This window comes from Methylibium sp. T29-B (assembly GCF_000576225.1).
Taxonomy (GTDB): domain Bacteria; phylum Pseudomonadota; class Gammaproteobacteria; order Burkholderiales; family Burkholderiaceae_C; genus Methylibium; species Methylibium petroleiphilum.
Map to the genome: position 1 here is coordinate 1 of NZ_AZSN01000113.1, position 11,916 is coordinate 11,916.

Annotated in this window: 11 protein-coding genes and 1 pseudogene; 7 read left to right on the plus strand and 5 right to left on the minus strand. The window is 70.8% G+C overall.

The genetic code is table 11. The features are described 5' to 3' along the window. Positions 1-755, minus strand: a pseudogene (locus Y694_RS15655) (ATP-dependent DNA helicase RecG); the annotation flags it as partial. A 49-nt stretch (positions 756-804) separates the two neighbouring features. On the opposite strand from Y694_RS15655, the gene queA reads away from it, so the two are divergent. Next, positions 805-1,872 carry a tRNA preQ1(34) S-adenosylmethionine ribosyltransferase-isomerase QueA gene (gene queA / locus Y694_RS15660; RefSeq protein ID WP_036234133.1) on the plus strand — a complete coding sequence of 356 codons (1,068 nt, stop codon included), beginning with the start codon at positions 805-807 and terminating at the stop codon, positions 1,870-1,872. A 221-nt stretch (positions 1,873-2,093) separates the two neighbouring features. Then, on the plus strand, positions 2,094-2,423 hold the full coding sequence (locus Y694_RS15665; RefSeq protein ID WP_049820844.1) for a c-type cytochrome: 330 nt from the start codon (positions 2,094-2,096) through the stop codon (positions 2,421-2,423). 16 nt (positions 2,424-2,439) lie between these two features. On the opposite strand, the gene Y694_RS22670 is transcribed toward Y694_RS15665, so the two are convergent. Continuing rightward, positions 2,440-3,147, minus strand: a complete 708-nt coding sequence (locus Y694_RS22670) for a potassium channel family protein (RefSeq protein WP_051495822.1) — start codon at positions 3,145-3,147, stop codon at positions 2,440-2,442. A 44-nt stretch (positions 3,148-3,191) separates the two neighbouring features. On the opposite strand from Y694_RS22670, the gene tgt reads away from it, so the two are divergent. Continuing rightward, complete coding sequence (tgt, locus tag Y694_RS15675; RefSeq protein WP_011831306.1) at positions 3,192-4,319, plus strand: tRNA guanosine(34) transglycosylase Tgt; 1,128 nt, start codon at positions 3,192-3,194, stop codon at positions 4,317-4,319. A 10-nt stretch (positions 4,320-4,329) separates the two neighbouring features. On the opposite strand, the gene Y694_RS15680 is transcribed toward tgt, so the two are convergent. From Y694_RS15680 to Y694_RS15685, 3 genes are all read right to left on the minus strand, one after another. After that, positions 4,330-6,228, minus strand: a complete 1,899-nt coding sequence (locus Y694_RS15680; protein ID WP_155935840.1) for an MFS transporter — start codon at positions 6,226-6,228, stop codon at positions 4,330-4,332. Positions 6,229-6,304: 76 nt separating this feature from the next. Next, entirely contained in the window at positions 6,305-6,850 is a 546-nt protein-coding gene (locus Y694_RS26555; RefSeq protein ID WP_051495823.1) for a TonB-dependent siderophore receptor, read from the minus strand. After that, positions 6,829-8,433, minus strand: a complete 1,605-nt coding sequence (locus Y694_RS15685; protein ID WP_051495824.1) for a TonB-dependent siderophore receptor — start codon at positions 8,431-8,433, stop codon at positions 6,829-6,831. The genes Y694_RS26555 and Y694_RS15685 overlap by 22 nt, the downstream gene beginning before the upstream one ends. Positions 8,434-8,724: 291 nt before the next feature. On the opposite strand from Y694_RS15685, the gene Y694_RS15690 reads away from it, so the two are divergent. From Y694_RS15690 to Y694_RS15705, 4 genes are read left to right on the plus strand one after another with little or no spacing between them, the layout of a single operon-like run. Next, the gene (locus Y694_RS15690; RefSeq protein ID WP_036234139.1) at positions 8,725-9,354 is read left to right on the plus strand and encodes a PepSY-associated TM helix domain-containing protein; all 630 of its coding nucleotides are present in this window, start codon (positions 8,725-8,727) and stop codon (positions 9,352-9,354) included. 16 nt (positions 9,355-9,370) lie between these two features. Then, a complete protein-coding gene (locus tag Y694_RS15695; protein ID WP_036234142.1) occupies positions 9,371-9,886 on the plus strand; it encodes a DUF2271 domain-containing protein in 516 nt (171 codons plus the stop codon). A gap of 38 nt (positions 9,887-9,924) precedes the next feature. Then, the gene (locus Y694_RS15700) at positions 9,925-10,740 is read left to right on the plus strand and encodes a DUF4198 domain-containing protein (RefSeq protein ID WP_011831301.1); all 816 of its coding nucleotides are present in this window, start codon (positions 9,925-9,927) and stop codon (positions 10,738-10,740) included. A 31-nt stretch (positions 10,741-10,771) separates the two neighbouring features. After that, positions 10,772-11,809 (plus strand): FAD:protein FMN transferase, encoded by a 1,038-nt coding sequence (locus tag Y694_RS15705; RefSeq protein ID WP_011831300.1) that lies wholly within the window; start codon positions 10,772-10,774, stop codon positions 11,807-11,809. The last annotated feature ends 107 nt before the right edge of the window (positions 11,810-11,916 follow it).

The following is an 11,916-nucleotide window of genomic DNA, read 5'->3' on the forward strand; positions in this document are numbered from 1 at the left end:
CCGCCGGCGCCCGCCCGCAGCGGCGGCGCGCGCAGCGCGGCGCGCTCGCGCTGTGCCTGCAGCTGCGACAGCTGCTGGGCCAGCAGCTCGTCGAACTTCAGCCGCTGCCAGGCCGGGTGGCTGTGGTCCTCCAGCGTCGCCAGCATCACCTCGGGCGCCGGGTGGTGCAGAAACAGCAGGGCCTGCTTCAGGCTCGGCAAGCCGGCCGGCACGCTGCCGGGCGGCAGCAACTCATCGAGCGGCGCGCGTGTCAGCGCCGAGCTCACCGCCTTGCGCAGGTAGGCCTGAGGCAGCTGCGCGCTGGCCGGGTAGACCGGCGTCAGCGCGGTGGCCAGCGGCGTGTCGTCGTTCACCGCCTTGAAGCTGGGGTGCACCATCTCGCGGCCGAGGAAACCGCCGCGCAACTCGCCGCGCACGCGCAGGCGCGCGCCGACCGCCAGCGTCTTCTGGTGCGAGGGGTAGAAGTGCAGGAAGCGCAGCACCAGCTCGTCGCTGTCATCGGCCAGCCGCACGATGAGCTGGCGGCGCGGTCGCAGCTCGACGCGGCTGTCGCGCACGCGGCCCTCGACCTGCACCGTCTCGCCCTCGTGCGCCGCGGCGATCGGCGTGACGCGCGTCTCGTCCTCGTAGCGCAGCGGCAGGTGCAGCGCGAGGTCGATGTCGCGCACCAGGCCGAGCTTCTCCATCGCCCGTGCCGGGCCCGACTTCGCCGGAGCGGCGGCGGCGGGCGGTGCGGAGCGCGAGGCCTGGGGCATGGAACAATTCTGCCTTCTGCCCTCGTCAGGCCGGTCCAGCCTGCACGCCATGTCCGACGCCCCCGCTCATCCCCTCACCGTTGCCGATTTCGACTTCGCGTTGCCGCCGGAGCTGATCGCCCAGCATCCGGCGCCCGAGCGCAGCGGCTCGCGCCTGCTCGACGGCCGCGGCGACACGCCGCTCGACCGCCGCTTCCGTGAACTGCCGTCGCTGCTGTCGCCCGGCGACCTGCTGGTGTTCAACGACACGCGCGTCATCAAGGCGCGGCTGTACGGCCGCAAGGCCAGCGGCGGCGGCGTCGAGGCGCTGGTCGAGCGCGTGCTGCCCGGCACGCAAGAGGTGTGGGCGCACCTGCGCGCCAGCAAGTCGCCGCGGCCCGGCAGCCGCGTGCACTTCGCCGGCCGCGACGGCGGCAGCACCGCCTTCGATGCCGAGGTGCTGGGGCGCTGCGGGCCCGACGGCTCGCTGTTCCACCTGCGCCTGCCCGGCGACCCGTTCGCGCTGCTCGAACGCCACGGCCACGTGCCGCTGCCGCCCTACATCGAGCACGGCGACGATGCCGACGACGAGCGCCGCTACCAGACCGTGTTCGCGCGTGCGCCCGGCGCCGTGGCCGCGCCGACGGCGGCCCTGCATTTCGATGCCGAGGTGCTGGCGGCGCTGGAGGCGCAGGGGGTCGCACGTGCGAGCGTGACGCTGCACGTCGGCGCCGGCACCTTCCAGCCGGTGCGCGTGGAGCAGCTGGCCGAGCACCGCATGCACAGCGAGTGGTTCGAGCTGCCGGGGGCCACCGTCGACGCGATCGCGCGCACCCGCGCGGCCGGTGGGCGGGTGGTCGCGGTCGGCACCACCACGCTGCGGGCGCTGGAGTCGGCCGCGCTCGGCGGCGAACTGCAGGCCGGCGCGCGCGAGACCGACATCTTCATCACCCCGGGCTTCACGTTCCGCGTGGTCGACCGGCTGCTGACCAACTTCCACCTGCCGCGCAGCACGCTGATGATGCTGGTCAGCGCCTTCGCCGGCCACGAGCGCATCCGCACGCTCTACACGCATGCGATCCGCGAGCGCTACCGCTTCTTCAGCTACGGCGACGCCATGCTGTTGCAGCGGCGCTAGCAAAGCGTCGCGTGCGCGCCGCATCGTTTGCTCCACGGCGCTCCATCGTGGAGTGACTCCGCGATGGCTTGACGTGGCGCAAGGCGCAGCGCGTGCCAGTCCCTAAGGTGGCGTCGACGACCCGTCGATTCCCACCACGAAGGACCCTTGCCGTGAAGCCCGTTGCCGTTCGTTCTTTCTCTCCGGCCCTTTGCGCCCTGTGGCTCGCTGCCGCGCAGGCGATGGCCGCTCCCGATGACGCCGCGATGCTGAAGCTGGCCACCGGCAGCGGCTGCATGACCTGCCACCATGTCGAACCCGGTGCGAAGGGCCCCGACGGCCTGCCGCCGATCGGTCCGGCGTGGCGCGATGTCGCGGTCAAGTACAAGGGCCAGTCCGGGGCCGAGAAGCAGCTCACCGCCACGGTACTGGCGGGCTCCAACCCCTACGACAGCCACTGGAAGGGCAAGGTCAGCGGCCTGGCGATGCCTCCCAATCGCGTCGCGATCAGCGAGCCCGACGCGCGCCGGCTGGTGCAGTGGATCCTGAGCCGCGACGCGAACAGGCCCTAGGCATCGCCTCTCGGGCTCAGTGCGAAGGCTGCTGGTTCTGGTGCGCGAACAGCGACACCAGCCAGCCCAGCAGCGCCACCGGATAGAGCACGCCGATCAGCACCTGCAGGATGGCCAGCGAGCGCGCCGCGGCGTGCACCGGCGTGATGTCGCCATAGCCCAGCGAGGTGAGCGTGACGAAGGAGAAGTAGTTGAGCCGCGCCACCAGCGCGGCATAGTCCACCGGCTGGCCGAACATGAAGTAGGCGCCGTCGCCGGCGTAGATGGCCACCAGCCGGTGCGCCTGCGCGAACGCCAGGCCGATCAGCAGGAAGGCGGCGATCGCGCCCAGCACGCGGTGCACGTTGATGCGGCCGGCGGCCAGCGTGTAGGCCAGCGTCAGCCAGCCCAGCACCACCAGGTTGACCATCGCGAACAGTGCGTCGGCGCCGCGCAGCTCGCTGTCGGGCAGCCACAGGTTGGCGACACGGATCACCAGGCTGCCGAAGGCGGTGGCGACGAACCAGCGGCCCGCGAGCGTGTGGTCGGACAGCATCCACACGCCGAGCGCCAGCATCGCCAGGAAGCCGGCGTCGGCCAGGTGCCGGTTGAGCCAGCCCACCTCGACCAGCGGTGGCAGCAGCACCACCTCGGCGAGCAGCAGCAGCGTCAGCACGCTGAGACTGCGGTCGGTGACGGCCTGGCGGGTCAGGCGGCGGAACACGCGTTGAACGATCGGCAGCATGCGCGCGAGCTTAGCCGGCGCGCGGGCCGCTGCGACAATCCGGCATGCTCCGCTTCGATCTGCTGCACACCGAAGGCCATGCGCGCCGTGGCCGCCTCACGCTCAACCACGGCGTGGTCGAGACACCGATCTTCATGCCGGTCGGCACGTACGGCACCGTCAAGGGCGTGATGCCGGCCTCGCTGGAGGCGATGGGCGCGCAGATCATCCTCGGCAACACCTTCCACCTGTGGCTGCGCCCCGGGCTCGACGTGCTGCGCCAGTTCGGCGGCCTGCACCGCTTCGAGAACTGGCAGCGCCCCATCCTCACCGACAGCGGCGGCTTCCAGGTCTGGTCGCTCGGTGCGATGCGCAAGATCAGCGAGGAGGGCGTGAAGTTCGCGTCACCGGTCAACGGTGACAAGCTGTTCCTCACGCCCGAGACCAGCATGCAGATCCAGACGGTGCTGAACTCCGACATCGTGATGCAGTTCGACGAGTGCACGCCCTACGAGACCTCGGGCCACCTGACGACCGAGCAGGAAGCACGTGCGTCGATGGAGCTGAGCCTGCGCTGGGCGGCGCGCTGCAAGACCGAGTTCGCGCGGCTCGAGAACCCCAACGCGCTGTTCGGCATCGTGCAGGGCGGCATGTTCGAGCCGCTGCGCCAGGCCTCGCTCGACGCGCTGGTGGCGATGGACTTTCCCGGCTACGCGATCGGCGGCGTCAGCGTCGGCGAACCGAAGGACGAGATGCTGCGCATCATGGCGCACACGCCGCACCGCCTGCCGGCCCACAAGCCGCGCTACCTGATGGGCGTGGGCACGCCGGAAGACCTGGTCGAGGGCGTGACCCAGGGCGTCGACCTGTTCGACTGCGTGATGCCCACGCGCAACGCCCGCAACGGCCACCTGTTCACCCGCCACGGCGACCTGCGGCTGCGCAACGCGCGCTACAAGACCGACGAGCGGCCCATCGACGAGAGCTGCACCTGCACCGCCTGCAACGGCTTCAGCCGCGCCTACCTGCACCATCTCGACCGCTGCGGCGAGATGCTCGGGCCGATGCTCACCAGCATCCACAACCTGCATTACTTCCTGAACCTGATGCGCGAGGTGCGCGAGGCACTCGACGCCGGGCGCTTCGAGGCGTTCCGCGCGCAGTTCCGGGCGGACCGGGCACGGGGCGTCTGAGGGCGGCGCTTCAGGCCGCCAGCATCGCCGCCACGCGTTCGCGCAGGCGCTCCGGCGTGACCTCGACGGCGGCCAGCGGCGCCGCGGCGCTCAGGCCCACGCGGCTCCACAGTCCGCGCCGGAACGGTTGCGTCATCGCGGCACCGCTCGCACGCGAGAAGAACGACCCCCACAGGTCGTGCAGCGCCAGCGGGACCACCGGCACCGGGTGGGTTTCCAGGATCTTCATCACGCCGCCCTTGAAGGGCTGCAGGGCGCCGTCGCGGGTGATCGCGCCTTCCGGAAAGATGCACAGCAGCTCACCGTCGTCCAGCACCTTGCGGGCCTCGGCGAAGGCGCGCTCGTAGGTGGCTGGATCGTCCTTCTGCGGGGCGATCGGGATCGCCTTGGCGAGCCGGAACAGCCAGCCCAGCACCGGCGTCGCGAAGATGCGGTGGTCCATGATGAAGCGGATCGGCCGCGGGCTCGCGGCCATCAGCAGGATCGGGTCGACGAAGCTCACGTGGTTGCACACCAGCACCGCAGCGCCGGTGGTGGGGATGTGCTCGTCGCCGTGCACGCGGAAGCGGTAGACCAGGCGCGTCGCGATCAGGGCGATGAAGCGCAGCAGGTATTCCGGCACCAGCAGGAAGATGTAGGCAGCCACCACCGCGTTCAGCAGCCCCGTCACCAGGAAGATCTGCGGGATCGTCAGGCCCGCCTTCAGCAGCGCGCCGGCCATCACGGCGCTGACGATCATGAACAGCGCGTTGAGGATGTTGTTGGCCGCGATGATGCGGGCGCGGTGCGAGGCCGGCGAGCGCAGCTGGATCAGCGCGTACATCGGCACGCTGTACAGGCCGGCGAACAGCGCGAGCAGCGCCAGGTCGGCCATCACGCGCCAGTGCCCGGGTTGGCGCACGAACTCGCCCAGCCCGGCGATGCCGCTGCCCGGCGCATGGCCGCGCGTCGCGAAGTAGAGGTCGATCGCGAACACGCTCATGCCGATCGCCCCGAACGGCACCAGGCCGATCTCCACGTGGCGCCGGCTCAGCATCTCGCACAGCAGCGAGCCGATGCCGATGCCCACCGAGAACACCACCAGCAGCAGCGAGGCCACCTGCTCGTCGCCGCCCAGCACCTCCTTCGCGAAGGCCGGGAACATCGACAGGAACACCGCGCCGAAGAACCACATCCACGAGATGCCGAGCAGCGAACGGAACACCACCAGGTTGCCGTGCGCGAGCTTCAGGTTGCGCCAGGTCTCGCTGACCGGGTTCCAGTTGATCACCAGCGCCGGGTCGGTGGGCGGCGAGGCCGGCACGAGCTGCGCGGTGGCGCGGCCGAGCAGCGCCACGCCCAGGCAGGCGAAGGCCACGTAGTGCCGGCCCACGTCGGGCACCGCCACCAGCAGGCCGCCGGCCACCTGGCCGAGCAGGATGGCGACGAAGGTGCCCATCTCGACCATGCCGTTGCCGCCGGTCAGTTCGCGCTCGCCCAGGTGCTGCGGCAGGTAGGAGAACTTGACCGGGCCGAACAGCGTGGAATGCAGCCCCATCAGGAACACGCAGGCCAGCAGCAGTGGCACGTGGGCAGTCCAGAAGCCGAAGCCGGCGAGCAGCATGATCGCGATCTCCAGCGTCTTCACGAAGCGGATCACGCGTGTCTTGTCGAACTTGTCGGCCAGCTGGCCCGAGGTGGCCGAGAACAGCAGGAAGGGCAGGATGAACAGCGCGCCGATCGCCAGCCCGGCCAGCGCGGGGGGCAGCCACGCCACCTGCAGCTGGTAGGTGACCAGCACGGTGAAGGCGAACTTGAACAGGTTGTCGTTGCCGGCGCCGAGGAACTGGGTCCAGAAGAAGGGCGCGAAACGCCGTTGCGTCAGCAGCGCGAACTGGTTGGGCGGGTGCGGGGGGGCGGCGTCGCTCAAGCGGGCTCCGGGTCGGGCGGTGGCGAGGCGCAGCTTAACGGCTGCCGCGCGCCACCGCCCGATCCTCGGCTCGGCGTCACCAGCGGTAGGCCAGCGACACGACGGCGCGCCGCTGCGTGCCGAACCAGCAGTCGCCGCGCTCCAGGCAGGTGGCGATGTAGGTCTTGTCGGTCAGGTTGTTGACGTTCAGTGACAGCGTCCACGGTCCCGTGTCGTAGCTGACCAGCAGGTCCAGCAGCGTGACGGACGGAACGCGGTTGTTGCCCGACCCATCCCAGGACGGACCGGCATAGCGCACGCCGCCGCCGGCCCGCAGCCCGGGCAGGCCCGCGGCGCCGAAGCGATGCACCGCCCACAGCGAGGCGGCGTGCTTCGGGATGCTGCTGAGCTGCTCGCCGCGGTTCACGTCGATCGCGCCGGTGAGCCGGGCGCGGGTGTAGGAATAGTTGGCCAGCAGCTGCCAGGCGGCGAAGGTCGCGGTCGCGTCGAGTTCGAGGCCGTCGACGGTGGACTCACCGACCTGGATCGAGTAGTTCACGTCGGCCGGGTCGTTGGCGAGCCGGTTGCTCTCCTTCAGCCGGAACACCGCCGCCGACGCGCTCACCGGCGCATCGGCCGGCATCCACTTGACGCCGGTTTCCAGCTGCCGGCCCCGCGAGGCTCGAACGGCCGGCCGCCGCGCGCCGGGCTGGTCGTGCCGGCCACCGGCTGGAAGGACTCCGAGTAGCCGGCGTAGGGCGACCAGCCGCCGTCGGCCAGGTAGACGATGCCCAGGTTCTTCGAGTTCGCCGAGTCCTTGGCGGCATCGGTCTTCGCCTTGTCGTGGCGCAGGCCGGCGGTGAGCACCCAGCGTTCGTCGAACTTGACCTGGTCCTGGATCAGCAGGCCGACGTTGCGCACGCGCGAGTCGCTGACGAAGCTTTGCGCAGGGTCGAGCGCCGGCAAGGGGGAGGTGCCGTAGACCGGATCGAAGGGATCCAGCGGCGTCATCAGGAAGCTGCCACGGTCGATGTGCAGCATGCGGTGCGACATGTAGTCGACGCCGGTCAGCAGCGTGTGCGTGGTGCGCCCGAACGCGAGCTTGCCCTGCAGCAGCAGGTCGGCGTTGTTGATGCGCGAGCGGTCGTCGGCCACGTAGCCGTAGCGGTTCAGGTAGGTGTTGTTGGTGGGGTCGACGGTGTCCACCTGGCCGTCCGCGCCGACGTACTGGCTCCAGTCGGCGTAGGCGGTGGCGAGATGGCCGGTCACGTTGTCGCGCCGCAGGTGATGGCGCAGCGTCCACTGCGCGTTCAGCTGCTGCTCGAGCTCCCAGCCGAAGCGCTTGCGCGTGCCGCCGTAGGTGTCCCAGTCGGGTTCGCCGACGAACACCTCGGGGTCGATGAGGCGGCCGTTCGGCGCCTTGTTGAGCGTACCTGCGATCGGAAAGAAGCCGTTCTGGTTGAGGCTCCTGTCCTTCTGGTATTCGCCGTAGACCGTCAGCGAGGTGCCGGCCAGCGGTTGCCAGCGGAGCGAGGGCGCGAACAGCGTGCGCTCCTGGTCGGCGTACTTGACCTGGCTGCCGCTGTCCTTGCGCAAGGCGATCACGCGGTAGGCGAGGCGGCCGTCGTCGACGAGCGCGCCGCCCAGGTCGGCCGCGACCTGCTTGTGGTCGTCGTTGCCGAGTTGCACCTGCACTTCCCGCTGTGCCTCGGCGGACGGCCGCTTGGACACCAGGTTCACCACGCCGCCCGGCCCGTTCTGGCCGGCCATCACCGAGGCCGGCCCGCGCAGCACCTCGATGCGCTCGAAGGCATAGGGCTCGTTGCGCACGCTGCCCCAGTAGCCGGTGATCGGCAGGCGCAGCCCATCGAGCAGCGTGGAGCCCTCGCTGCCGCCGCGCATCGCGTAGTAGTCGCCGCGGTTGTCGAGGCCGTACATCTCGGCGCGCACGCCGGGCGTGTAGCGCAGCACCTCCTGGATCGTCAGCGAGTTCTGATCTCGCACCTGCTCGGCGCCGATCACCGAGATCGACTGCGGCACTTCGTTGAGCGGCGTGTCGGTCTTGGTCGCCGTGGCGCTGCGCCGGGCGGTGTAGCCCGGCACCGGGCCGGTCGCCGTCTCGGCCTGGGAGGTGGCCTTCACTTCGGGCAGCGTGCTGGCGGCCTCGTCGGACGGCGTGGCCGCCGGCGGCGCAACGGGGGGCGGGGTCTGCTGGGCGAGAGCCACGGTGCACAGGTCAGCAAGGCGCAGGCGAGGGCGCCCACGCGGGGAGTGGCAAGCATCGGATCGTTCCTTTGGTCGTGTCGAACACACAGAACCGCTGGCGACGGGCTTGCGGTGGCTCCTCGATCATCTCCGCGACGCGCGATCCCCGCCGGCTGCCCGGCGGAGGAGGATCTTTACGTTGCGTGATTGATAGTGATTCGCATTTAGTAGCTTACACTAAGCCGCAACTTTTGAGGAGGGCGCGTTGCAGTCCGCGAGGCTGCGTGCCCGGGCGCGAAGAGACGCGAAGGCATGCGCAAGACCGACCACCCGCAACGGGCCTACTGGCTGAAGACGCTGCACCAATGGCACTGGATCAGCTCGGCGGTCTGCCTGCTGGGCATGCTGCTGTTCAGCGTCACCGGCATCACGCTCAACCACGCCGCGCAGATCGAGAGCCGGCCGGCCGTGACCGCCCGCGAACTGCAGCTGCCGCCGGAGCTGAAGGCCCTGGTGACGCCGGATGTGTTGCCGTCGTCGCCGCGCGCGCCCTTGCCCGCGCGCCTGGCCGACTGGATCCAGACGCAGATCGCGGTCGACGTGCTGGGCCGCGACGCCGAGTGGTCCGACGAGGAGCTCTACATCTCGCTGCCGCGCCCCGGCGGCGATGCCTGGCTGCGCATCGACCGCGAGAGCGGCGCGGCGGAGTACGAGCGCACCGACCGCGGCTGGATCTCCTACCTCAACGACCTGCACAAGGGGCGCCACACCGGGGTGGCGTGGTCGTGGTTCATCGACCTGTTCGCGGTCGCCTGTCTGGTGTTCTGTCTGACCGGCCTGTTCATCCTGAAGCTGCACGCGGCCAACCGGCCGACCACCTGGCCGATCGTGGGCCTGGGACTGGTGATCCCGCTGCTGCTCACCCTGCTGTCCATCCACTGAAGAAGAAAGCCCTGCCATGCACGTGCGTTACTCCATCGCGCTGAGCGCCGCGGCGCTCGGTGTCCCGGCTCTGGCGGCCGACCTGGCGGTCGGTGTCGAGGTGCCCCGGTTGACCGTCGCCGAATACCACCGCCCCTATGTCGCGATGTGGGTCGAGCGCGCCGACCAGGGCGTCGCTGCCAACCTCGCGGTCTGGTACGCCACCGCCAAGAAGGACGGCGAGGGCGCGAAGTGGCTGAAGGACATGCGCCAGTGGTGGCGCCGCAGCGGCCGCGAACTGCAGGTGCCGGCCGACGGCCTGACCAGCGCCACACGTCCGGTGGGCAAGCACAAGCTCAGCTTCAACGACAGCGCCAAGCCGCTCGGCAAGCTGGCGCCCGGCGACTACAAGCTGGTGGTCGAGGCGGCCCGCGAGTCCGGCGGTCGCGAGCTGCTGAGCATCCCCTTCCAGTGGCCGCCCGCCAAGGCGCAGCAGCTGAGTGCCCAGGGCAGCAGCGAGCTCGGCGAAGTCACGCTCGAGCTCAAGCCCTGAACCGCCATCGGCCCCCTCACCCCGTCCAGGAGATCCCCATGTCCCGTTCCCGTTTCGCGCTCGTCGTCACGACGGCGCTCGCCTTCGGTCTGTCGGTGCCGCTGGCGCGCGCCCACAGCAGCTTCCTGGTGCCCTCGTCGACCGTGCTGTCCAAGCCTCAATGGGTCACGATCGACGGGGCCTCCGGCAACGACATCTTCTACTTCAACCACGCGCCGCTGCGGCTCGACGGGCTGGCGGTCACCGCGCCGGACGGCAGCGCCGTGGCGCCCGAGAACGTGGTGGTCGGCAAGCTGCGCAGCGTGTTCGACCTGAACCTCACGCAGGCCGGCACCTACCGCGTGGCCAACGGCTTCAGCGGCGTGACGGCGCGCTACAAGGACGCGGCCACCGGCCAGAACAAGGGCTTCCGCGGTACGGCCGAGAACTTCGCCAAGGAGGTCCCGGCCGATGCGCCCGAACTGACGGTCAACGAAGGCATCAGCCGCCTCGAGACCTTCATCACCGTCGGCAAACCCAGCGCGATCCAGCCGACCGGCAAGGGCCTGGAGTTCGTGCCCGTCACGCACCCCAACGACCTGTTCACCGGCGAGGCGGCGACCTTCGGTTTCCTGCTCGACGGCCAGCCGGCCGCGGACCTCGAGGTCGAGATCGTCTTCGGCGGCACCCGCTACCGCGACAAGATCGGCGAGATGACGCTGAAGACCGATGCGAAGGGCCAGGTCAAGGTCAACTGGCCGCAGCCCGGGCTCTACCGCCTGGAGGTCAGCACCAGGGACGGCAAGACCACGCTGAAGCAGGCCAAGGAGCGCCGGCTGGTCTACGCCGCGGTGCTGGAAGTGCTGCCGCAATGACGGGCCGACCGCCCCCGAGCGCCGCGGCCGCATGACGACACGCCTGTCCTTCGCCGACCTGCCCCTGCCGGGCTACCGCCACGACGGCGGGGTCGCGCCGCGCCTGCTGGCCGCCGCCGTGCAGGAGCTGGGCGGGCCGACGATGGGCACCCGCTGGAGCGTGAAGTACTGGCATGCGCCGGCCACGCCCGGCCCGGCCCGCCGCGAGGTCCGCGAGGCGATCGAGATCGCGCTGGACCTGGTGGTGCGCCAGATGAGCACCTGGGAGGACGACTCCGACCTGAGCCGCTACAACCGCGCCGCGCCGGGCCGCTGGCAGAAACTGCCCGAGCCCCTCTTCAGCGTGCTGCAGCACGCGCTCGAACTGGCGCGCGCCACCGGTGGGGCCTACGACCCGACCGTCGGCCCCGCGGTCAACCTCTGGGGCTTCGGCCCCGACCCGGCGCGCCGCGATGCGCCGACGGAAGGCGATCTGGAGATGGCGCGCCGCCGCATCGGCTGGCAGCGCGTGCAGCTCGACGTCGAGCAGCGCCGTGCACGCCAGGATGGCGGCACCTACGTCGACCTGTCGTCGATCGCCAAGGGCTATGCGGTCGACGCCGTCGCGCGTGCGCTGCAGCGGCTGGGTTGCGGCAACGCGCTCGTCGAGGTCGGCGGCGAGCTGCTCGGCATGGGCCGCCGGCCCGATGGGCAGCCGTGGCGGGTGGCGGTCCGGCTGCCCGGGCTGGAACAGGGCGATGCCGGTCCGGTGCTCGCACTCAAGGGGCTGGCGGTCGCGACCTCCGGCGACGACTTCCGCTGCTTCGAGACCGACGACGGCGAGCGCCATTCCCACACCATCGACCCGCGCACCGGCCGGCCGGTGCGGCACGCGCTGGCGTCGGTGACGGTCGTGCACGCGCAATGCATGCAGGCCGACGCGCTGGCCACGGCGCTGACGGTGCTCGGGCCCGATGAGGGCTGGACCTACGCCGAGCGGGAGCGGCTGGCCGTGCTGTTCATCCGCCGTGCTGCGGACGGCGGCCACGAGGCCCGCCCGACGGCCGGGTTCGAAGCACTGCTGGCATGACGCCGCTGTCCGACGACGCGCTGCGGGCGCTCGCCGCGGGCGGGACCGTGCTGTCCTATGTGGCGCTGTGCGCCGGCACCTGGCGCGCGCACCGGGCGCGCGAAGCC